This window comes from Uliginosibacterium aquaticum (assembly GCF_012972705.2).
Lineage (GTDB): Bacteria > Pseudomonadota > Gammaproteobacteria > Burkholderiales > Rhodocyclaceae > Uliginosibacterium > Uliginosibacterium aquaticum.
Genome location: NZ_JABCSC020000003.1, coordinates 430,589 through 452,222, shown reverse-complemented (window position 1 = coordinate 452,222; position 21,634 = coordinate 430,589). Strand labels below are relative to the sequence as shown.

General features: G+C 65.0%; 23 protein-coding genes and 1 riboswitch. Of the genes, 11 read left to right on the top strand and 12 right to left on the bottom strand.

Going from position 1 to position 21,634, the window contains the following annotated elements:
- Positions 1 to 122: 122 nt before the first annotated feature.
- Positions 123 to 515, bottom strand: a complete 393-nt coding sequence (locus HJ583_RS13445) for a DUF350 domain-containing protein (RefSeq protein WP_217423419.1) — start codon at positions 513 to 515, stop codon at positions 123 to 125.
- 82 nt (positions 516 to 597) lie between these two features.
- Here HJ583_RS13445 and HJ583_RS13440 point away from each other — a divergent pair, with 82 nt between their 5' ends.
- From HJ583_RS13440 to HJ583_RS13425, 4 genes are all read left to right on the top strand, one after another.
- Positions 598 to 2,109, top strand: a complete 1,512-nt coding sequence (locus HJ583_RS13440) for a polyamine aminopropyltransferase (RefSeq protein ID WP_170022391.1) — start codon at positions 598 to 600, stop codon at positions 2,107 to 2,109.
- An 18-nt stretch (positions 2,110 to 2,127) separates the two neighbouring features.
- Positions 2,128 to 3,711, top strand: coding sequence for an NAD(P)-binding protein (locus tag HJ583_RS13435; RefSeq protein WP_170022390.1), 1,584 nt, complete (start codon positions 2,128 to 2,130; stop codon positions 3,709 to 3,711).
- Between the two features lie 63 nt (positions 3,712 to 3,774).
- Positions 3,775 to 4,080, top strand: a complete 306-nt coding sequence (locus tag HJ583_RS13430; protein WP_170022389.1) for a high-potential iron-sulfur protein — start codon at positions 3,775 to 3,777, stop codon at positions 4,078 to 4,080.
- A gap of 159 nt (positions 4,081 to 4,239) precedes the next feature.
- The gene (locus HJ583_RS13425; protein WP_170022388.1) at positions 4,240 to 5,421 is read left to right on the top strand and encodes an NnrS family protein; all 1,182 of its coding nucleotides are present in this window, start codon (positions 4,240 to 4,242) and stop codon (positions 5,419 to 5,421) included.
- Positions 5,422 to 5,503: 82 nt separating this feature from the next.
- Here the strand turns inward: HJ583_RS13425 and HJ583_RS13420 are convergent, their stop codons facing one another.
- From HJ583_RS13420 to HJ583_RS13410, 3 genes are all read right to left on the bottom strand, one after another.
- Positions 5,504 to 6,223, bottom strand: coding sequence for a response regulator transcription factor (locus HJ583_RS13420; protein ID WP_170022387.1), 720 nt, complete (start codon positions 6,221 to 6,223; stop codon positions 5,504 to 5,506).
- A gap of 75 nt (positions 6,224 to 6,298) precedes the next feature.
- On the bottom strand, positions 6,299 to 8,515 hold the full coding sequence (locus tag HJ583_RS13415; protein WP_170022386.1) for a CHASE2 domain-containing protein: 2,217 nt from the start codon (positions 8,513 to 8,515) through the stop codon (positions 6,299 to 6,301).
- A gap of 10 nt (positions 8,516 to 8,525) precedes the next feature.
- On the bottom strand, positions 8,526 to 10,121 hold the full coding sequence (locus HJ583_RS13410; protein WP_170022385.1) for a FecR domain-containing protein: 1,596 nt from the start codon (positions 10,119 to 10,121) through the stop codon (positions 8,526 to 8,528).
- Between the two features lie 114 nt (positions 10,122 to 10,235).
- On the opposite strand from HJ583_RS13410, the gene mscL reads away from it, so the two are divergent.
- Positions 10,236 to 10,664, top strand: coding sequence for a large conductance mechanosensitive channel protein MscL (mscL, locus tag HJ583_RS13405; RefSeq protein WP_101940841.1), 429 nt, complete (start codon positions 10,236 to 10,238; stop codon positions 10,662 to 10,664).
- Between the two features lie 57 nt (positions 10,665 to 10,721).
- Here the strand turns inward: mscL and HJ583_RS13400 are convergent, their stop codons facing one another.
- On the bottom strand, positions 10,722 to 11,057 hold the full coding sequence (locus tag HJ583_RS13400; protein WP_170022384.1) for a rhodanese-like domain-containing protein: 336 nt from the start codon (positions 11,055 to 11,057) through the stop codon (positions 10,722 to 10,724).
- A gap of 86 nt (positions 11,058 to 11,143) precedes the next feature.
- Between HJ583_RS13400 and HJ583_RS13395 the strand changes: the two genes are divergently transcribed.
- The 4 genes from HJ583_RS13395 (at position 11,144) to HJ583_RS13380 (ending at position 12,904) form a co-directional block, all read left to right on the top strand.
- A complete protein-coding gene (locus tag HJ583_RS13395; protein WP_170022383.1) occupies positions 11,144 to 11,539 on the top strand; it encodes a DUF134 domain-containing protein in 396 nt (131 codons plus the stop codon).
- A complete protein-coding gene (locus HJ583_RS18995) occupies positions 11,536 to 12,036 on the top strand; it encodes a hypothetical protein (RefSeq protein WP_217423418.1) in 501 nt (166 codons plus the stop codon). Before HJ583_RS13395 ends, HJ583_RS18995 begins: the two co-directional genes overlap by 4 nt.
- A 94-nt stretch (positions 12,037 to 12,130) precedes the next feature.
- Complete coding sequence (locus HJ583_RS13385) at positions 12,131 to 12,676, top strand: DUF2799 domain-containing protein (RefSeq protein WP_170022382.1); 546 nt, start codon at positions 12,131 to 12,133, stop codon at positions 12,674 to 12,676.
- A 15-nt stretch (positions 12,677 to 12,691) separates the two neighbouring features.
- Entirely contained in the window at positions 12,692 to 12,904 is a 213-nt protein-coding gene (locus HJ583_RS13380; protein ID WP_101940837.1) for a KTSC domain-containing protein, read from the top strand.
- An 11-nt stretch (positions 12,905 to 12,915) separates the two neighbouring features.
- On the opposite strand, the gene HJ583_RS13375 is transcribed toward HJ583_RS13380, so the two are convergent.
- Positions 12,916 to 13,359 carry a GFA family protein gene (locus tag HJ583_RS13375; protein WP_170022381.1) on the bottom strand — a complete coding sequence of 148 codons (444 nt, stop codon included), beginning with the start codon at positions 13,357 to 13,359 and terminating at the stop codon, positions 12,916 to 12,918.
- A 270-nt stretch (positions 13,360 to 13,629) separates the two neighbouring features.
- Between HJ583_RS13375 and HJ583_RS13370 the strand changes: the two genes are divergently transcribed.
- Complete coding sequence (locus HJ583_RS13370; RefSeq protein WP_170022380.1) at positions 13,630 to 13,917, top strand: hypothetical protein; 288 nt, start codon at positions 13,630 to 13,632, stop codon at positions 13,915 to 13,917.
- A gap of 65 nt (positions 13,918 to 13,982) precedes the next feature.
- Here HJ583_RS13370 and HJ583_RS13365 read toward each other — a convergent pair whose 3' ends face one another.
- Positions 13,983 to 15,215, bottom strand: coding sequence for a phosphoglycerate kinase (locus HJ583_RS13365; protein ID WP_170022379.1), 1,233 nt, complete (start codon positions 15,213 to 15,215; stop codon positions 13,983 to 13,985).
- A 183-nt stretch (positions 15,216 to 15,398) separates the two neighbouring features.
- Positions 15,399 to 15,481: riboswitch (cyclic di-GMP riboswitch) on the top strand.
- A gap of 215 nt (positions 15,482 to 15,696) precedes the next feature.
- Here HJ583_RS13365 and HJ583_RS13360 point away from each other — a divergent pair.
- The gene (locus tag HJ583_RS13360; protein WP_170022378.1) at positions 15,697 to 17,856 is read left to right on the top strand and encodes a S8 family peptidase; all 2,160 of its coding nucleotides are present in this window, start codon (positions 15,697 to 15,699) and stop codon (positions 17,854 to 17,856) included.
- A 65-nt stretch (positions 17,857 to 17,921) separates the two neighbouring features.
- On the opposite strand, the gene HJ583_RS13355 is transcribed toward HJ583_RS13360, so the two are convergent.
- From HJ583_RS13355 to HJ583_RS13335, 5 genes are read right to left on the bottom strand one after another with little or no spacing between them, the layout of a single operon-like run.
- Complete coding sequence (locus tag HJ583_RS13355) at positions 17,922 to 19,196, bottom strand: dihydroorotase (RefSeq protein WP_170022377.1); 1,275 nt, start codon at positions 19,194 to 19,196, stop codon at positions 17,922 to 17,924.
- Between the two features lie 4 nt (positions 19,197 to 19,200).
- Positions 19,201 to 20,163 carry an aspartate carbamoyltransferase catalytic subunit gene (locus HJ583_RS13350; RefSeq protein WP_170022376.1) on the bottom strand — a complete coding sequence of 321 codons (963 nt, stop codon included), beginning with the start codon at positions 20,161 to 20,163 and terminating at the stop codon, positions 19,201 to 19,203.
- Entirely contained in the window at positions 20,156 to 20,656 is a 501-nt protein-coding gene (gene pyrR, locus HJ583_RS13345; protein WP_170022375.1) for a bifunctional pyr operon transcriptional regulator/uracil phosphoribosyltransferase PyrR, read from the bottom strand. The genes HJ583_RS13350 and pyrR overlap by 8 nt, the downstream gene beginning before the upstream one ends.
- Positions 20,643 to 21,071, bottom strand: coding sequence for a Holliday junction resolvase RuvX (gene ruvX, locus HJ583_RS13340; protein WP_170022374.1), 429 nt, complete (start codon positions 21,069 to 21,071; stop codon positions 20,643 to 20,645). The genes pyrR and ruvX overlap by 14 nt, the downstream gene beginning before the upstream one ends.
- Positions 21,071 to 21,634 carry a YqgE/AlgH family protein gene (locus tag HJ583_RS13335; protein ID WP_170022373.1) on the bottom strand — a complete coding sequence of 188 codons (564 nt, stop codon included), beginning with the start codon at positions 21,632 to 21,634 and terminating at the stop codon, positions 21,071 to 21,073. The genes ruvX and HJ583_RS13335 overlap by 1 nt, the downstream gene beginning before the upstream one ends.

Genomic DNA, 21,634 nt, shown 5'->3' with positions numbered 1-21,634 from the left:
CCAAGCAGTCGCAAAAATGGAACGCAGCGCAGCGGAGTGCTTCTGGCAAGGCGTGCCTTTGCTGTCAGTACAAGCAGTACGGCAAGGAGGCGCAACGCAGCCAGAACCATTATTTTCGACTGCTAGGACAAGCAGGCGCCGCTGATGAGGCCAATGGACAGCGCCACCGCGCCGATCAGGGCACCCATCGCGACGTTGTTGTCTTCGAGCGCGCGTTTCATCTCGGGCAGGGCGCGCTGCAACAGCAGGAAAGCGACGAGCTGGATCAGCATGGCAGCGGCAGACCAGGCCAGGAAGTGCAGGTAATCCGGCAAGTGCAGCAGGCCGGAGGCCACGGTGAGCGAAAAGCCGATCAGGGTGCCGCCGAAGGACAGCGCCGGGGCCACACAGCCTTTGCGGATCAGGCTGATCTCGCAGTAGGGCGTGAGACGCAGGTAGATCCACACGAAGACGCCCACCAGCGCGAAGCCAGTGAAGAGATGCAACACATAGTTGCCGAGGGCCTGAATGAGCATGTGCATTTCTCCGGCGGGAGTCTGGTTTCCCGCATAATTCCAGTCGGATAGTGCCACCAAAACTGCGTTCCCCGCCATCCCGATGCCCCATCGCCTGCTGATCCTGTCGGTCTTCATCGTTGCCTCCTGCGGCCTCGCCTACGAACTGGTGGCCGCCGCGCTGGCGAGCTATCTGCTGGGCGATTCGGTGCTGCAGTTCTCGTCGATCATCGGCACCTATCTGTTTGCGATGGGCGTGGGCTCGCATCTGTCGAAATACATCAAGGATGAAGACCTGCTCGCGCGCTTCATCGATATCGAGCTGCTGGTGGGCCTGATCGGCGGCGTGTCGGCCACCCTGCTGTTCGTGATCTTCGCCTGGGTCGCCGCGCCTTTCCGGGTGGTGCTCTACGCGCTGGTCTTCGCGCTGGGCGTGCTGGTGGGCATGGAGATCCCGCTGGTGATGCGGGTGCTGAATGCACGCAAGGCGGAGTTCGCCGAGATCGTGAGCCGGGTGCTGACCTTCGACTACCTCGGCGCGCTGGTCGTCTCCCTGCTCTTCCCGATCGTGCTGGCACCGCAGCTGGGGCTGGCGCGCACCGCTTTTCTCTTCGGTATCGCCAATGCCGGCGTAGCGCTGGTGGCGGCGCAGGCCTTCCGCGCCGAGCTGCGCCAGGCCACCGCGCTGCGCCTGCGTGCGAGCATCGTGCTGCTGGCCCTGATCGCCGGCTTCGTGGGGGCCGAGGCCGTGACGCGCTGGAGCGAGCGCGGCATCTACGGCGACCAGATCGTGCATGCCCAGACCACGCCCTACCAGCGCCTGATCGTGACCCAGTGGAAAGATGACCTGCGCCTCTACATCAACGGCAACCTGCAGTTCTCCAGCCGCGACGAGCACCGCTATCACGAAGCGCTGGTGCATCCGGCGCTGAGCGCCCTGGCCGGCGCCCGGCGCGTGCTGGTACTGGGCGGCGGCGATGGCCTAGCGGTGCGCGAGCTGCTGAAGTATCCGGGCCTGGAAGCCATCACCCTGGTCGACCTCGATCCGGCCATGACCCAGCTTTTCTCCACCTCGGCCACCCTCACCGCGCTGAATCAGCATTCGCTGACCAATCCGCGCGTGCAGGTGATCAATGCCGATGCCGGCCAGTGGCTGGAAACCGCGCCCGGCAGCTACGATGCCATCATCATCGATCTGCCGGACCCCTCCAGCTACGGCCTCGGCAAGCTCTACTCGGAGCCCTTCTACCGGCTCGTCAGCCGCCATCTGAGCGACACCGGCCTGCTGGTGGTGCAATCCACCTCGCCCTATTTCGCCCCGCACGCGTTCTGGTGCGTGGTGACCACGCTGGACGAGGCCGGCTTCCACACCTTCCCGTATCAGGCACATGTGCCGTCCTTCGGCGTGTGGGGCTTCGTGCTGGCCGACCGCCACGGCCGCTACCAGCCGCCCAAGGCCTACAGCGTGCCCTTGCGCTGGCTGGACGCGGAGCAGACGGCGAGCATGTTCCGCTTCCCGGCCGACATGCCGCGCCCGGAAGTCGAGCCCAACCGCCTCAACAACCAGGCACTCGTGCGTTACTTCGAGGAAGACTGGCGGCGGGTGATCCGCTGACCGTTCCCGCCCCGAGCCATGCAGCGTCGCCACTTCTTGAAACTTGCCGCAGCCGCCAGCCTCAGCGGCTGCGAAATGCGTCTGCCCTGGCAGGCTCCGCCGCTGACGGTGCTGCGCCCCGGCATGGCCGCCGGTCACGCCTTGCGCGACGGCCTGCCAGCGCCCGATCCGGCGCGCGAGCGCGAGGTGGAGGTGGCGATTCTTGGCAGCGGCGTGGCCGGCCTGTTCGCGGGCTGGCGCCTGGCACAGCAGGGTTATCGCAATTTCTGTGTGCTGGCCGGCCCCGAGCCGCAGGGCAACGCCGCCGGCAGCGCGCTCGGTGGCATCCCCTGCCCGCGTGGCGCGCACTACTTGCCGCTGCCCTCGCTCGAATCCGCGCATGTGCGCGAGCTGCTGGCGGCCTTCGGCATCCTGCGCGGCAATCCGTCTTCCGCGCGCCCGGAGTTCGATGAAAACGTGCTGGTGCATGCGCCGGAGGAGCGCCTGTTCATCAATGGAGCGTGGCAGGAGGGGCTACTGCCGCAGCACGGGCTGGAGGCCGAAGCGCTGGCCCAGATCGAGCGCTTCACGGCACGCATGCAGGCCCTGCGCGAGGCGCGCGGTGCGGATGGGCGGCGCGCCTTCGTGATGCCGCTGGCCCTGTCTTCACAGGCCCCCGCCTGGCGCGCGCTGGCTAATGAGAGTTTCGCCAACTGGCTGACGCGTGAAGGTTTCACCGCCGAGGCACTGCGCTGGTATGCGGACTACTGCTGCCGCGACGACTATGGCGCCGGCATCGAGCAGGTGTCGGCCTGGGCCGGCATCCACTACTTCGCCAGCCGGGGCGGCCATGCCGCGAATGGCGAGGATGGCGCGGTGCTGACCTGGCCGGACGGCCTCGCCCCCCTGACCCGCCAGATGAGCGCCACCATCGGCGCTGAGCGCCTGCTGCCGGGCATGGCCCTGCGCGTAACGCCGCGTGGGGCGGGCGTCGAGGTGCTGTGCCTGAACGGGGCGGAAGCCTTTCGCCTGCGTGCCAAACGCGTAGTGCTGGCGATGCCGCTGCATGTGGCGGCGCATGTACTGGATCTCGGTGAGTTCGGCTTCGACAAGGCACGCGATCTGCCGCAGAGCGCGTCCTGGCTGGTGAGTAATTTTCTGCTCGACGGCTTTCCGCGCGAGGCCAGTGAAGAACACCCACTGGCCTGGGACAACCTGCGCTACGGCGGCGACACCCTGGGCTGGGTGGTGGCGACCCACCAGTGGATTCGCGCCGCCCGCCCGGCACAGACCGTGTTCAGCGCCTACCACGCCCTGCCACCAAGCACCGGCCGGCTGTGGCTGCAGAACGCAGCGCAGGACGAATTGCTGGAGCTTGCCGGGCGGGACTTGCGCGCCACTTACGGGCGCGACTTCGAGCGGCGGATCCAGCAGGTGGAGCTGACCCTGCGCGGCCATGCCATGGCCATCCCGGCGCCGGGCTTCCTGCAGCGCCCCGGCATCGCGGCCCTGCGTGCGGCGGACCAGCACATCCTCTTTGCGCATGCCGATCTCTCAGGCCTGTCGGTGTTCGAGGAGGCGGCCTGGTGGGGCGAGCAGGCCGCGCACAAAATTCTGACTTGACGCAGCAAAGAGTAGCCACGATGCTTTGAGGGCTGTTTTCTTTTTCCCCTAGGAGAGTTCTACATGGATAGCCGCCGCCGTTCCATCCTGTTCGCCGCCCCCGCTGTTGCCCTGGGCCTCTTGGCCTCGCGTGAAGCTGCCGCTCAGGCCAAGGTCACCGAAGACGATCCCACCGCCAAGGCGCTGGGCTACAAGGCTGATGGCAGCAAGGTCGATGCCGCCAAGTTCAAGACCTGGGCCAAGACCAACACCTGTGCCAACTGCAATTTCTACAAGTCTGCCAATGCCAATGAAGGCTCCTGTGTCGCGCTGGGCAACAAGCTGGTCGCTGCCAAGGGCTGGTGCTCGGCCTGGATCAAGAAGGCCTGATCCTCTTCTGCTCCGGACTGAACGGCCCGCCGCGCGCGGGCCGTTTGCATTTCCGCCCCTCCAGTCCGGCCCTCATTCCGGCTACTTGACGCGCGATAAGGCAGACTGGCGGCACGCTTGCCGACAATGCCAGCATCCCCAGAAGAAACCGGAACCGCCATGGCCGTCATCCCCCTCACCGAACCCCGCCGCAAGCCCGCCGCCCCGCCGCGCGGCTGTGCCGTTTTTGCGCTGGGCTTTCGCCCCTTCTACCTGCTTGCGGCGATTCTCGCCGTGCTCTTCGTACCACTGTGGGTGCTGCAGTTGGCCGGCGTGGGTGGCCTCAATCCGGCCCTGCCGGTGCTGCTGTGGCACGGCCACGAGATGGTGTTCGGCTTCGCCTGCGCGGTGATCGTGGGCTTCCTGTTCACCGCCGGCAAGAACTGGACCGGTCTGGCCACGCCCACCGGCTGGCCGCTGGCTGCCCTGGCCGGCTTGTGGCTGGCCGGGCGCGTCGCCCTGCTGCTGGCGCCCCCGATGGCCGCCGCCGTGATCGATCTGACCTTCCTGCCGCTGGCGGGCATCGCCCTGGCGCGCGTACTGATCCGCGCCGGCAGCCGGCGCAATTACTTTGCCTTGCTGATCCTCGCCGCGCTGACCCTCGCCAATGCCCTCAGTCACGCCGGTGCACACGGCTGGCTGGCGGTTTCGCCCCTGCTCGGCCTACATCTGGCCATCGCCCTGATCGCCACGCTATGCACCGTGATCGCCGGGCGCATCGTGCCGAGCTTCACTGCCAATGCGCTCAAGACTGTGCCCTGGAAGAACGCCTGGGTGGACCGCATCGCGATTACCGCCAGCGTCGCCAGCCTGCTGGCCTGGGCCGTATCCGCCCCGGCTGAGGTGCTGACGCCGCTGGCGCTCGTCGCCGCCATGGCCCAGGCGGTGCGTTGCTGGGGCTGGCGCCCGGGCCCGACCTTGCGCGTGCCGCTGCTGTGGAGTCTGCATCTGGCCCATGGCTGGCTGATCGTGGCCTTGCTGCTACTGGCCGCCGGCCAGCTTACGGCCGCAGTGCACGTGCTGACCGTGGGCCTGATCGCCGGCCTGATCCTGGGCATGATCACGCGCACCGCACTGGGCCATACCGGCCGCCTGCTCAAGGCCGGCCGCCTTGAAACCGCCTGCTATGTGCTGCTTCAGCTGGCCCTGCTGGCGCGGGTGTTGCCGGCCCTGCTGTGGCCGGCGGCCTACCTGCCGGGCCTGCACCTGTCGGCCACCCTGTGGGCGGCATGTTTCGCACTGTATCTGTGGAAGTACGCGCCGATGCTGTGGCATCCGCGGGTGGACGGGCAGGAGGGCTGAAGTCATCAGGCCCTGGCTCGGCTTCAGCCGCCAGGGCCCGGCATGAGGTACGGCGTACGGCTGCAACCGCTGCGACGGGTATTCAGGCAGCGACCTGCGGTGTTGCCTCGATCTCGCCGGCTTCAACGCGCTCAAGGCGATAGCCGAAGTTGTAGGTCGGCACCAGGCGGTAGCCATTCTCGGGGCGCAGTTGCAGCTTGCCGCGCACGCGTGAGACATGGGTATCCACCGTGCGGGTCGCCAGATCCGGATTGCGCCCCCACACGGCTTCAAGCAGATGGCCGCGCGAGAGCAGGCGGCCGAGGTTGCGGAACAGGAACAGAGCCAGATCAAACTCCTTTTCGGTGAGCTCGACTTCCGCGCCCTGCAGGCGGATCCGTTTCTGGGCGGTATCGATGGTGTAGGGCGAGAGCTCCAGCACTTCGCCGGCCACCCGCGGTTTGCTCCGCCGCAGCACAGCTTCGATGCGCGACATCAGCACGCGCTGGCTGATCGGCTTGACCATGAAATCATCCGCCCCGGCAGACAGGCCGGTCACGATGTCGTCCTCGGTGTCACGGGCGGTGATGAAGATCGCCGGGGTGTTGTCATGGCGCTCTTCGCGCAGCCAACGCAGGAATTCCTCACCGGAGATGTCCGGCATCATCCAGTCCAGCAGGTAGAGATCCACGCTTTCGCGACTACAGAAGCGCTGCAGTTCGCGGGTCAGCGCAAATTCATGCACGTCATGGCCGGCACCGCGCAACAGCGAGGAAACCAGGGTGGATTGGGTAAGGTTGTCTTCCAATACGACGATGCGCATGGCGTGCTCCAGACGTGAAATTTTGTTTCTTCGTCTGTGCTTTCACGGCATGAAGCTCACCGAACTTGAGTGCCCTCAGGGCAGATCCTGATGGGTCTGCGGCAATTCGAGGATGAAGCGGCAGCCGCCGTCGGCCGGGAACTCGGCGCTCACCCGGCCACCATGGCGGGTGGCCACGGTACGCACCATCAGCAGGCCGAGGCCAGAGCCGGGCAGGCCGCGCCGCACTGCATCCGGCAGGCGGGCGAAACGCTCGAAGAGGCGGCCACGCTGCGCCTCGGGGATGCCCGGGCCATGGTCGCGCACGGCCAGCTGCCAGTGGGCGCCCTCTGCCCGCAGACTGATCTCCACCGTGCGCTCGGGGCCGCCGTACTTGATGGCATTCGAGAGCAGGTTGGCGACTGCCCGATAGAGCAGCTCATGATGGCCGCGGACCAGGGCTTCGGCATCGCCACCGGCATCCACCTGGAACGCCACCCGCGCCGCGCGCGCCTGGCTCCAGCACAGCTCGCAGGCATCCACGATCACAGCCTGCAGGTCAGTCAGCTCGAAGCTCTCCTCGCTCACGGCTTCAGCCCGGCTCAGGCGGAAGAGCTCGTCAATGAGATCCAGCGCGCGTTCGGAAATACCGCGGATCGCAGGCAGCGGCTCGAAGTTGTCCGGCGGCGTGTCGATCAGGCTGATGATCGAGGCCAGCGGCGCGCGCAGATCGTGGGTCACGAAACGCAGGGTATCTTCGCGGGCCTGGCGGGCTTCTTCGACATGACTCAGATCGGCCAGGCCCAGCACCCAGCCCTCTCCCAAGGCAGCCAGACGCAGCAGCAAGGGGCGACCAGCGCCACTCTGCAGTTCGGCTTCCAGCGGCTCGGCCGGACGGGCTGGCAAGCCGGCCTGCGGCTGCAGGCTGGCGGGCCAGCGCAACTGGCGCAGGGCCGCCGCCAGATCTGCCCCGGCGGGCAGGTCGAGCAGGCTGTACGCGGCGGGATTGGCCAGCCGCAGGCTGCCATCGCCATGCAGGGCGATCACGCCGACCGGCAGATGGGCAATCACAGCTTCGACCAAGGCATGCGCCTCGCGCCCCAGCGCCGCCGCCGAGCGCAGCAGGGTCAGGCGCTGCTGGAAGGGATCCGGCCCGCTTTCGGGTGGCAGCAGGCTGTCGCGCTGCAAGGCCTGCAGCTCGCCATCCATATAGCGCTGCGTGGCTTCGAGGCGCCGCCAGCTCCACAGGGGGTAGGCCAGCAGGCAGACCAGCAGGGCCGCTCCCGGTGCCAGCCAGAAGCCCAGATGGCGCAGACCCAGCCAACTCGCAAGCAGCACGCCGAGCAGCATCGCCAGTGTCCATAACAAACCGCTGCGCGCGCTGCTGCGGCGCAGGCCCAGCATCAGGCCCAGGCTCACGCACAAAGCAAAAGCAGCGTTGAGCCAGGGCGGCAGCAGCGCAATGCCACTGCCCGCGCGCAGCGCAGCGAGCACATTGGCATGCACCTCCACGCCGGGCATCGGGCGGCTGAAGCCCGAGCCAGGCACCGGCACGGAATCGGTAAGGCCCGGCGCAGTGGCGCCAACCAGCACCAGCTTGTCGCGCAGGCGCTCCGCCGGCACCCGCCCGGCGATCACATCGGCATAGGAAACTCGCGCAAAGCTGCCGGGTGGCCCGGCAAAGGGGATCCGCAACCAGCCACTGCGGCGCCAGCCCGGGCCCGGATTGAGCGGCGCCGGTTGCGCCTCGCCACGCGATAGATGATCAAGCGCCAAGGCCAGCTGGGGATGCGCGGCCCGCTGCCAGCCTTCCTGCAGATACACGCTGCGCGCCAGGCCATCCGGATCGAATTCCATCTGGATATGGCCGAGGGCCGCTGCTGCCGCGCGCAAGGCCGGGGCCGGCAGGTTTTCGCCGACGATGATTTCGTCATGCTCCAGCTGGAGTACCGGCAGCACCACCCGGGCATGGCGGCGCAAGGCTGCGGCAAGCTGCGCATCCTCGGCAGCGGCCTCGCTGAAGATGATGTCCAGCGCCACGGCCGCGGCACCGGCCGCGCTCAGCCGGTCGACGAGCGTCGCATGCAGGCTGCGCGGCCAAGGCCAGCGCCCAAGCTCGGCAAGGCTGGCGTCATCGATGGCGACGATCACGATCTGCGGATCTGCCGGATGCTCAGCACGGCTCAGGGCGATGTCATGCAATTGCAGATCGAAGCGCCACAACCAGCCCTGCAGCGCGCAGGCCAGGGCCAGCAGCGCCAGCACGCCGCTGACCAGCGCCCATTCAAGCCGGATGCGCTGTGCCGGCTGCACGCTCAATCACTCACAGGGCCAACAGGAGCAGCACGGGCACGCCGAGCAGCCACCAGGGCCGGTAAGCCTCGATCTCAAACTGCTGCGGGCTGCTCCACTGGCCGACAAAGCCATCCGGATCGGTGGCCCGCACACGGACGAACCATTGCCCGGGCTCGGGCTTGGGCAGGACCAGGCGCGCTTCCTGCGTCTCGCGGCGGCTATGGATCTGGTTGAAGGCCAGATCCTGCGCCATCTCGACCTCAAAGCGCTGGCCCGGCTCGGCCGGCCAGGCCAGCACCACTTCGTCGTCACTGATGGCCGGTGTGGCAGGTGGCCCCTGCGGCGCCTTGAGGGTGAAGGACACCACATCGCTCCACGGGCCGCGATCGCCATCCGCCCGCACCGAGCCCAGGCGCCATTGATACTCGCCGGGCGCCAGCGCCACATTGATGCTGCTGCCGGTCAGATCCTCACGCGCAAACACCGGCGCTTCGAAACCCGCCGGGCCGGCGACCTGCAGGCGGTAACGGGCCGCCTCCGGATTGCGCGTCCAGCTGAATTCGACACGCTCGGCCTGGATCTTGCCGCCGGAGCGATCACCGCTCACGAAGGGCGGCTCGGGCCGCGCCTTGAGGCGAAAAGCGGTTTCGCTGTGCAGCCCCTCCAGCCCACTGGCGCTCACGGCACGCAGACGCACGCGGTAATCGCCATCAGGCAGATCGGCCAGCCGCACCTCGCCTCCGCTCACCAGTTGCTCCGCTGCCGGCAAAGCGAAACCGCCCGGGCCCGCCACGATCACGCGGTGCGCTGCGGCCCCCGCTGTTTCCGGCAGCGGAATGCGCAGCAGGGGGCGCTCAAAGAGTGCTGGAATGGCGGCCGTGGCAGGCGCCGGCAAGAGGGTTTCGGTGCGCACGCCGCGCGCATCCACCACCGCGCCCTCACCGGCCGCAATGCGCTGCTGCTGGTTGGCCGCCACCGCACCCTCGGTGACTTCCACACGCGCCGCCATGCCGTCGTAACCGGCACGGAATTCGGTGCCGCGCACACCGATCACGGCCGTTGGAGTGCGGATTTCGTAGCGCGCCGCCGGGCCACGTTGCGGCTGCACCTTGGTTTCGATGCGCCCGCGGCTCACCTCCAGCCGGCTCTGCTGCACCTCGGTGCCGCGCAAGCGCTGCAAGAGCTCGATACGGGTGCGGCTATCGGGCTGCACGATGCAGCGCGAGCCATCCGGCAGCACCAGCACGGCATAGGCGCCGGGTCCGGTGCTGATCACTTCATTCACGGCCAGCTGGACACCTGCCAGCAGCGGCCCCTTGCTGCCACGCACATCGCCCAGCACCGACTCGACGCGCGCCTGCTGCGGCTCACTGCGCAGCAGGGCATAGGGAATGCGCAGGGTGCTGCCCGGCTTCAGGCGCTGCGGGTCGGCAATGCCATTGAGTTCCTGCAGGCGCGGCCACTGCGCCGGGCGAGCGAGCAAGCGCTGGCTGATGCTGATCAGGGTGTCGTGTTCGGCAATCTGCAACTCCAGCATCTCGCCGGCGGGGGCCGCCAGCGCCGACAGGGGCAGGAAACTGGCGGCCAGCAGCAGGCGGCGCAGGAATGTGTGGCGATGTGTCATCGGGATGCTCGGCAAGCAGGGCGGGAATTGCACGCGAGGGGGCGGCTCGGGCACACTCGGAGTATGCCACTGGGCAGAAATAGCGACTGATAAACACTTCACAGGGAGCAGGAAATGAGCTTTTTCAGCGAATTCAGAGAGTTCGCCCTCAAGGGGAACGTGGTCGATCTGGCGGTCGGTGTGATCATCGGCGGGGCCTTCGGCAAGATCGTCGATTCGATGGTGGGCGACGTGTTCATGCCGATCGTGGGCGCGGTGGTCGGCAAGATCGATTTCTCGAATCTGTTTCTCGTACTAGGCACCGTGCCGGCCGGTGTGGAGAACAATCTCGCCGCGTTGAAGAAGGCCGGCATCCCGGTGCTGGCCTACGGCAACTTCATCACCATCGCGATCAACTTCGCGATCCTGGCCTTCGTGATCTTCATCATGATCAAGCAGATCAACCGCCTCAAGCGCGAAGCGCCCGCCGCCCCGGCCGAAGCGCCCGCCACACCGGAAGACGTGCTGCTGCTGCGCGAGATCCGCGACGCGCTGAAAAAGTAAGCGCTGCGACCTACGCTTTATCGGGGCGGCCGCTGGCCGCCCTTTTTCATGCCCGCCTCAGCAGGCCTTATTGCCCTTGGCCGCGCAGAGTTTGGCGCGGGCCGTCTCCATCGAGCCCAGATCGATGAGCTTACGGTAGCCCAGGCTGCCGAGGGTTTGCACGGCAAGGGCGGAGCGCCGCCCGGAGCGGCAGTAGAGCTGCACTTCGTCGTCCTTGCTGACGCCCGCCATGCCGATGCGCTGGCCGATCAGCTGATGATCAATGTTCAGCGCCCCCTCCAGATGGCCCGCGGCATATTCCTCTGGCGTGCGCACATCGATCAGCACCGTTTTCGCACTGACCAGCCCGCCAGTCAGAGCCAGCAAGGCCACAAGGCACAGCTTCTTCAGCATTTCGGTCTCCTTAGAGTCTGATCCACATCAACGCCGGAATTCTCGCCGCCAAACAATAATTGGCTTTTGCCAATAATCAAGCTTCGATGGCTCGCCCCCAAAAGCAGCGCTGCATCCGATGTACACCGGTTTCAGACTACTTCAAGCCACGCGGCGTGCCCTTGCACGCGCTGGACGAAATCGCTCTGGAGCTCGACGAGCTAGAGGCCTTGCGCCTGGCGGACCTGGACGGCCATTACCAGACCGAGGTCGCGCTGCGCATGGGTGTCTCACGCCAGACCATCGGCAACATCCTTGCCCGTGCCCGTCACAAGATTGCCGATGCCCTGCTCAACGGCAAGGCCCTGCGAATCTCATCCACATCGCAGGGCGACGCTCAACGCTTTCCTCCCCCGCCCGCGGGAGAGGATCTGGTGGAGAGGGCCGCAATCACGGGGCCGTCTCCTATCGATTTAACCCAAGTACTGAAGGCAATTTCATGAAACTCTGCATCCCCGTCGCCAGCCCGGAAGGGCTCTCCAGCGCCCTGCACGCCGACTTCGGCGCCGCCCAGCATCTCGTGATCGTGGATGGCGAAGCCGTTCATGTGCTCGACCGGGCCCAGCCCGAATCGATCAGCGAGGAGCTGGTCAGTGGCATCCAGGGCATCCTGTGCAGTGAAATCCATCCGCGCCTGCTCTTCGAGCTGCAGCGCAACGGCATCCAGGTGTATGGCTGCGAAGCGGCCACCGCGGCCGAAGCCCTCGCCCAGTTCCAGGCCGGTGAGCTGGAAGCCGCACCGCCCTTCGATCCGCATGCCGAACAAGCGGGCGGCGGCTGTGGCGGTCACGCGCACGGCGACGATCATGAATGCTGCGGTGGCAAAGGCCATGACAACCCCGACCATGAGTGCTGCGGTGGCAAGGGGCACGCACATGAAGGGGGTGGCTGTGGTGGTCATGGCGGCAACAAGGGTGGGGGCTGCGGCTGCGGGCACTGAGCGACGGGCGGAGGCTGGACGACCTGTGGACGCCCTGTCAGCCCCGGCGAAGGCTGAAGCGTTACACTTGCGCTGCCTTCATCGGAACGCCTCCATGCCCCGCCTGCATCCCACCGCCCTGCCCCTGCTCTTCGTCTGCCTCCTTGCCGGCTGCTCCACGCTGAGCGAAGACGAGTGCCGGCAGGGAGACTGGGAACGCGTCGGCTATCGTGACGGCCAGAACGGCCAAGCGCCCGAGCGCATCTCCACGCACCGCAAATCCTGCCGCGTGTATCGCCTGGAGCCGGACGAGACGGCCTGGCGACTGGGGCGCGAACGCGGCCTGAATTTCTACTGCACGCCGGCCAACGGCCTCTCCGCCGGCCGACGTGGAGAGCGCTATGCCGGGGTATGCCCGGAGCGCTCCGAAGCGGCTTTCCTGCGCGGTTTTGAAGCCGGGCGTGAGATTCACCTCGCCCGCGAGCACATCGACTATCTGGAGCAAGAACAGCGCAGCATCGAAGTCCGCATGCCAGGCGCGCGCAACGAAGAAGAGTTGCGCCAGTATTCAAACCAGCTGACCCGGCTACGCCTGGAACGTGAGCTCGCCGGGCGTGAACTGCGCCTGTCCGAGCAGCGCGCCGAGCGCCTGCGCTGGTAAGTCACAGGAGAGGTCATGAGCATCAGTCGCAAACCGATCAACCGTGGCGGCATCAAATCCGCCGGCTATGATCGCGCCAGCCGCGTTCTTGAAATCGAATTCTCAAGCGGCAAGGTGCTCCAGCACACCAATGTGGGCGACGAGATCGCCCAGCGCTTCCTCGCCAGTAGCTCACCGATGGGCTACTACCAGGACAAGATCGAGGAAGAGTACCCGACCCGACGCTGAGGCCGACCCGATCAGGCGTGTTCCGGAACCTTCTGCTGCGGATGCCCCGGCTCGTATTCATACTTGGGCAGGATCGGGTTCATGCTGTCCCAGCACTGAGCGCTGTGGGTCCACAGATCTGCAGCGGGACGAAACAGGGTCGGATCGTCCAGGCTGCCCGCCTTGAGGGCGATGTAACCGGGCAATGCCGCGCTTGACATGAACAAGGGCGAACCGCACTCCGCGCAGAAACCTCGCCGCACCGTGTTGCCGCTATCCGCCACCGACACGAAATACTTCGGCACGCCCTGCCTCAGGCAAAAGTGATCGGCCTGCACCACCACCAGCGGCGCAAAAGCCCCGCCACTGCTGCGCTGACAATCCCGACAATGACAGTTGAGCATCACAGCCGGCTTCGCCTCGCATTCATAGCGGATTGCGCCGCAAGCACAGCCTCCTGTCAGTACGACAGTCATGATCGCCTCCCGGGAATGCCTGGATGATCTGACTATAGGCCGCAGCGCAGGACGATCCTGCCGGCCTGCCCCTAGGCGCGCCAGATGCAAGCAGATGTTTCGAAGAAGTACCGCCAGTTCAGCCGAAAGCACCTTCCAGCAAGGCCGCAGGGGCCTGGGGCCACTCGGACGGCGCTTACATTTGCTTGCAAGCACGCGTCAGCCAGTGCGGCAGGGCTTCGTTAATCTGCACAGACGGCAGGCCGCCGCCTTCAGACTCAGGAGATCATCATGCAAGCCCGTACCCTGCTCATCCCACTCGCCCTGCTGCTCAGCACAGCCAGCAGCTTTGCAGCCAGCATTCCGCGCACCCCCGAAATCCGCCAGGACCGTCGCGAAGTCCGCTCCGACAAACAGGCCGTGCATGCCGATCACCGCGAATTGCGCCACGAGCGCCGCAGCGGAGATCTGAGTGGCGTACGGGCCGAACGGCATGATCTGCACACGGATCGCCGCGACCTGCATCAGGACAAGCGCGATTTGCGTCGTGATCGCCGCGCTGCCGGTGCGGCGGGCTAAGCCCCGCACGCATGAAAAAGGCCGACCCGTGGGTCGGCCTTTCTGTATCCGGAAAACAGCCAGGATTACTTTTCCGACAGTGCTTCCACGCCAGGCAGAGCCTTGCCTTCGAGGAATTCCAGCGAAGCGCCGCCACCGGTGGAGACGTGCGAGACCTGATCTTCCAGACCCGCCTTCTCGACGGCTGCCACGGAGTCACCACCACCGACGATGGTGATCGCGCCCTTGGCGGTAGCTTCGGTCAGCGCGTTGGCCACGGCGTAGGTGCCAACGGCGGAAGCGTCGATTTCGAACACGCCCATCGGGCCGTTCCACAGCACGGTCTTGGCGCCACGGATGATATCGGCATAGAGCGCGGCGCTCTTGGAACCGATGTCGACACCTTCCTGATCCGCCGGGATGGCGGTGGAAGCGACTTCAACCAGACCATCCAGCGTGCGGGCACCGAAGTCCAGCTTCTTGGTGACCATGGTGTCAATCGGCAGCACCAGCTTGTCGCCAGCCTTGGCCATCAGGCTCTTGGCGAGTTCGACCTTGTCGTTTTCGCACAGCGAGTTGCCGACTTCCAGGCCTTGGGCCTTGAGGAAGGTAAAGGCCATGCCGCCGCCGATCAGCAGCTTGTCGACCTTCGGCAGCAAGGCTTCGATCACGTCGATCTTGCCGGAGATCTTGGAGCCGCCAATGATCGCGACCAGCGGACGCACCGGCTTGTTCACGGCTTCACCGAGGAAATCCAGTTCCTTCTTCAGGAGCAGGCCGGAAGCGCGCGGCAGATTGATGCCAACCACCGAGCTGTGGGCGCGGTGGGCGGTGCCGAAGGCGTCCAGCACGAACACGTCGCCGTTGCGCGAGAGCGCTGCGCGGAAGGCTTCAACGGCTTCCGGCGTGGCCTTGGTGACGTTGCCTTCCTTGTCCTTGACCTTGCCTTCTTCTTCCAGGTGGTAGCGCACGTTTTCGAGCAGCACCACTTCGCCAGCGGCGAGCTTGCTGGTGACGGCTTCGACTTCAGCGCCGACGCAGTCCGACAGGAATTTCACCGGCTTGCCCAGCAGTTTTTCCAGACGCTCAGCCACCGGGGCCAGGGTGCACTTGGCAACGACCTTGCCATCCGGGCGGCCGAGGTGCGACATCAGGACGACGGAAGCACCCTTGTCCAGCGCGTACTTGATGGTCGGCAGGGCGGCGCGGATGCGCTTGTCGCTCTCGACGACGCCATTGTTCACCGGCACGTTGAAGTCCACGCGCATCAGCACGCGCTTGCCGGCCAGATCCAGATCTTCGATGAACAGCTTGGTCATGTATTTGTCCTTGGTTTGTAAGGATTTTCAGGGGAATCAGTTCGGCATTCTACAAACAAACCCAGCGAAAGGCAGCGGAACAGGGATTGCTTTGGACCTCCTCCTGCAAGAACCTGCGTTTTGTCAAATTCTGTGGGTCGGGTTGTTACCTGATCACCCGTGATTTACCTTGATCAGAGCTAAGTCCGACAAAGGCACACCCGTCGAAAGACGGGGTCGCAAAGTTTCCGGTCTAAGGGGCAACCTACGACAGCGGGACCGCCAGAACACAGCCCATCACAGGGCTGTGCCCTGCCGTTCATGCTTGCCCCCTCCGGATTGATCAGCAATTCAGGAGACCTGCATGAGTGCGCCACAAAACAAAAGTCACCACCCCCGCCGTAACGGTGTCCTCCTGCTGACACTGATTCTTCCAGCAGGCCTTGCTCAAGCGGCAACCTATGCACCCTGGCTCAGGCAGATTGGCGTAAATGATGCAATCATGTCGGCCGCCAACTGGGGAACCGGACAGCTGCTCGGCGTGGTCGACACCGGAGTCAATCCAACCCACCCTTCGTTTGCCACAGGACAGGTTTCACAGACCCTGAGCACCTGCGCCGCTGTCAGCTTTCGCTGCAGCAACGGATTCCGTGATGACAACAGCCATGGCACGGCAGTCGCAGCCATCGCGGCCGGCAACAAACCCTTCGCCTGGAACGCAAGCTATGGCGGCTACACCACGACCGCAGGGAGCGTGATCAGCGTCGCCCCCAACGCCAACATCGTTGCTAAAAAAGTGCTTAATGCCTCCGGATCTGGCTACAGCACTGACGTGGCCAACGGGGTGCGCAAGGCTGCCGATGCCGGCGCGAGCGTAATCAATGTCTCAATCACCTACGGCAACACGGCCGACATGGTTGCCGCCATCAACTATGCGGCATCCAAGGGCGCATTCATCGTCTGGGCGGGTGGCAACAGCAATGTCGCACTACTCAATGGTGCCAATACCAACGGGCTGACCGCCCAAGCCATCAGCCGACTGGTATTCGTGGGCTCGGTGAGCCCGACCAATGCAAAGTCCTCATTCAGCAATACCCCCGGCAGCGGCAAGCTGGTCAATACCAATGGCCAGGCAACGGGCTATTCGCTGCGCTGGCTTGTCGCGCCGGGGGAATCCATTCTCGCCCCCTACACGACAGCCGGTACCGGTACCTGGTCTTACTGGTCCGGCACCTCAATGGCGGCCCCTGTCGTCAGCGGTTCGTTGCTGCTGCTGCAATCGGCCTGGCCGATCCTGAAAACTCGCGGCACCAGTATCGACCTGCTGCTCGCCACGGCCACTGACCTGGGCCCTGCAGGCGCTGACAGCACCTATGGCGTCGGGCTTGTGAATCTGGGCCGCGCATTTCAACCCTATGGCACTCTCAGCGTGACCCGTGCAAATGGCAGCACCATCGCCCTGAGTAGCCTCACCGGCAGCATGATCAGCAGCGGCGCGCTGGGCAGCATGGCCTCAGTGCAGTCAAAACTCGCCAGCTACACCGCGCTGGATACCTATCTGCGCAACTTCACGGTCAACCTCTCTGGCCTGATCAAATCCCCCGCAGCCAAAGCCAGCCTCAATGCGCTGCCTACGAACGTCAACAAGGGCCCTCGTGCAATCAAACTCGCGGACGGGCGCGAACTCGCCTACTGGCAGGGGCCCAGTGACAGCCCCAGAGACCACCTGGGTGAATTCGGCTTCAACGAAGAACTGGCCTCGCAACGTCAGCAAGGCTTCGCCATGTTCACCGACGCCAGCGGCACCAGCATCGCGATGGGCTACGGCTATCCGGCACAGTACGCCTTCACGCGCGCCATGACCGGCGATGAAAACCTGGCCTGGCTCTCACATGACAGCGCACTCCCCGACCTGATGAACCTCAGCCAGGGCGGCGCACTGGTTGCGGCTGGCCTGCCACTAAGTCAGTCGCTGCGCTTTGCTGCCAGCTGGAGCAACACGGCTGCAACCGAAGCAGGCCGCAACGGGAACTGGTCTCCCTCCTGGGCGACCCCCGAAGCACAAGGGATACAGTTGGGCATGAATTACCAGCTCACCCAGATGTTCAGCACCGGAGTGAAGATCGGCGCACTGACCGAGCAGCATGGTCTGCTCGGCAGCACTTATGACACACACTCTGCAATGAGCCTGGGCCGCAACAACAGCATGAGCTACGCGGCCACACTGGGCATGCGCTTAAGTGCAAATCATCACTTGCTCTTCGAAGGCGGCTACGCACGCACCTCGGCGGCGCAGGCCGATGGCCTCTTTGCCGGAACTAGCCGCATCCGCTCAACGTTCTGGAGCGCGAGCTACCAGCAAACCAAACTGCTAGTGCCACGTGACCGCCTGACCCTAAGCCTGCGTCAGCCCCTGCGCGTCAGCCAGGGAAACATCAACGTGACGAGCACCATGATCGCGGAAGACGGCGAGGCATACCTCGTGCATGAATCAGCCAGCCTGCGGCCGGATGGCAGGGAATTGGAGCAGCGCATCACCTACGCCTTGCCTACCGGCAAACTCAGCGACATGACACTGCAAGCCAGCTACCGAAAAGATGCGAACAACATCCAGGGAGATAACGATGCCTCGGTCGGCATGATCTGGAGCACCCGCTTCTGAAATCCCGGGGCACCAAAACAAAACGCCCGGCAGATTGCCGGGCGTTTTCATCAATCAAGCACACATCAACCAAACATCACCCGACCTTCAACCAGCGTGTGCTTGACCACGCCAGGCAGCGGCATGCCGAGGAAGGGTGTGTTCTTGCCCTGGCTCTTGAGCGCTTCGCGGGTGAGTACCTGCTCGGCTTCGGCATCGAAGATCACCACATCGGCACGCGCGCCGACGCCCAGATGGCCGCCCTTGGTGATGCCCATGATGCTGGCGGCACTGGCGGTGACGCGGGCCAGCGCGTCGGGCAAGGAAACCTTGTCTTCCTGCGCCCACTTGATCACCAGCGGCAGCAGGGTTTCAAGGCCGGTCATGCCTGGCTCGGCTTCGGCGAAAGGCATCTGCTTACCATCGTCATCTACCGGGGTGTGGTCGGAACACACGGCGTTGATCTTGCCGCTGGCGAGACCTGCACGCAGGGCGCTGCGGTCGCGCTGACTGCGCAGCGGCGGCACCACATAACACTGCGGGTTGAAAAAGCCGATATCCATGTCTGACAGGTGCAGGTGGTGCGCGGCGACGTCGCAGGTCACGTCCAGCCCGCCAGCGCGGGCACGCTCGATGGCGTTCAGCGCTGCGGCCGACGAGATGCGCGTGATGTGCAGCTTTACGCCGGTCATGCGCGCCAGCGTCAAATAGGTTTCCAGCGCCACGGTTTCGGCTTCCACCGGAATGCCGGTGAGGCCCATGCGCGAGGCAACTTCGCCATCGTGCGCCACACCGCCCTTGCCCAGATAGGGGTCGATCGGTTGCAGCCACACGCGGAAGCCAAAAGTGGCGGCGTACTGCATGGCGCGCAGGAGCACGTTGGTATCGACCACCGGCGTATTCACTTGCGAGAAGGCCACGCAACCGGCTTCGACCAGTTCGGCCATCTCGGTGATGCGCTTGCCTTCGAGCTTGTTGGTCAGCGCGCCGACCGGATAGACGTGAGCGCAGTGCAGCTTCTTGGCACGAAAACACAGCATTTCCACGAGGCCCGGCTCGTCCAGCACCGGGTCGGTATCTGGCGGGCAGGCGAGGCTGGTAATGCCGCCGGCCATCGCGGCCTGCATCTCGGATTCGAGCGTGGCACGATATTCAAAGCCCGGCTCGCGCAGGCGGGCCGACAGATCCACCAGGCCCGGCGCGACGATCAGGCCCTTGGCGTCGATGATTTTCTCGGCGGCGAAGCCGTCGGGGGCGCAGCCAAGGGCGACGATCTTGCCTCCTTCGATAAACACATCCTGCTGGGCGTCAATCTGGTTGGCCGGGTCGATCACGCGGCCGTTTGCAATCTGGATTTTCATGTTCTCAGTTCCCCGCTGCCAGCATGCTCATCACCGCCATGCGCACTGCAATGCCGAAAGTCACCTGCGGCAGGATCACGGCATGATCGCCATCGGCCACGGCCGAATCGATCTCCACGCCGCGGTTCATCGGCCCCGGGTGCAGCACGATGGCATCCTTGGCGGCGAGCGCCAGCTTCTCTTCGGTGAGGCCGTAAAACTTGAAATACTCGCCACTGGAAGGCAGCAGCGCGCCACTCATGCGCTCGTTCTGCAGGCGCAGCATCATCACCACATCCACGCCCTTGAGGCCCTCTTCCATGTTGTGGAAGACACGCACGCCCATGCGTTCGACATCGGTCGGCAGCAGCGTCTTGGGGGCGATCACGCGCACCTCGGGCACGCCCAGCGTGGTCAGCGCAGCGATCTCGGAGCGCGCCACACGCGAGTGCAGCACGTCGCCGACGATGGCCACCGTCAGCCTGGTGAAATCCTGCTTGTAGTGGCGGATGGTGTACATGTCCAGCAGGCCTTGCGTGGGATGTGCATGGCGACCATCGCCGGCATTGACCACGCTGATGTGGTCACGGCCTGTGTTGCGCAGGTGCTGGGCCAGGAGATAGGGCGCGCCGCTGGAGGCATGGCGCATCACGAACATGTCGGCGCCCATGGCGCAGAGATTGTCTACCGTGTCGAGCAGGGTCTCGCCCTTGCTGGTCGAGGAAGTCGACACGTTGAGGTTGATTACGTCGGCCGACAGGCGCTTGGCGGCAATCTCGAAGGTGGTGCGGGTGCGCGTGCTGTTCTCGAAGAACACGTTGAACACGCTCTTGCCGCGCAGCAGGGGCAGCTTCTTGACCTCGCGCTCGGCCACTTCGGTGAAGGGCGCAGCGATGTCGAGGATCTCGGTGAGGATGGCTTTGGGCAGGCCATCGAGGGTCAGCAGATGGCGCAGGCGGCCATCCTTGGTGAGCTGGGGATTAAGCACTTTTCACCTCCAGGGAAAGATTGCCGGCCACATCGCGCTTCAGATCCAGTTTGCTGCCTGCGGGCAGACGCTCCGGCAGATGCCAGGCGCACCAGGTCGGGCCGATCGGCAGTTGGCGCTCGCCACGATCGACCAGCACAGCCAGATCCACGCAGGCCGGGCGGCCATAGTCGAAGAGTTCATTCAACGCGGCACGCGTGGTGCGGCCGGTGTAGAGCACGTCATCCACCAGGATGATGTGGCGCTCGCTCACGTCGAAAGGGATGCCGGACTTCTGCGGGTGCGGATGCAGGCCGCGCGAGCCGTAGTCGTCGCGATAGAAAGACACATCGATGCTGCCCAGCGGTTCGGAGATGTCCAGTAGCTGATGCAGGCGCTCAGCCACCCACACGCCGCCGGAGTGAATACCGACCAGTGCAGTATCAGGCCGCAGTTGCGGGCGGATCAGGGTGGCGAGTTGCTCGCAGAGCACATTGGCGTCAGGCAGGTTCATCGTGATTGTCCGTGTCCAGAAAACTTTGCAGGATGCGCTGGGCAGCCAGCGCATCGAGATGTTGTTTACGTTCGCGCCAGCTGCGGCTGACTTCGCGCAACATTTCTTCAGCTTCCGCGGATGACAGGCGCTCATCCACCAGCACTACCGGCAGGCCGAAGCGGCCATTCAACTGGTTGGCAAAGCGCTTGCAGCGCGCCGTCATCTCGGTGGCCGTGCCATCCAAGGCGCTGGGCAAGCCGACCACCAGCCTCACCGGGCGCCATTCCTTGATGAGCTTCTCGATCTCACCGAAACGCAGATCATTGGCCTCACCGTGGATGGTCGTCAGCGGTTGGGCCAGGCGGGTTTCGGTTTCGCCGGTAGCCACGCCGATGCGGGCAGTGCCAAAGTCGAAGCCGAGGAGGGTGCCCATCAGGCGTGGCCAGCCACGTCGGAGAGATTCGCGAAGTCGATGCCCAATAGATGAATGGCGGCGTCCAGGCGTTCCTCAGCCGGCCGCTCGAAGATGATGCGCGGATCGGCCGCCACCGTGAGCCAGGCGTTCTGCGCCAGTTCTTCCTCAAGCTGACCTGCCCCCCAGCCGGCATAGCCGAGCGTGATCAGCAATTCTTGCGGTTCGCCACGTTCGGCTAGCGCCTGAAGGATGTCCTTGGAACTGGTCAGGGCGATCTCGGGCGTGACCTTGAGGCTGGACTGCCAGTCACCATGCGGGCGATGCAGCACGAAGCCACGATCGGTCTGCACCGGGCCGCCGAAGTAGATCGATTCATCGCCGCGCTCGGCATGCTGGAGGGGAATCTCGATCCGCTCCATCAATTCTTTGATGTCCAGATCGAGCGGGCGATTGACTACCACGCCCAGCGCGCCGTCCTCATTGTGTTCGGCCAGATAGACCAGTGCCTTGGCAAAAGGGCCATCGGCCAGCCCGGGCATGGCGATGAGGAAATGATGGGTAAGGTTCACGTTTTGCACCAT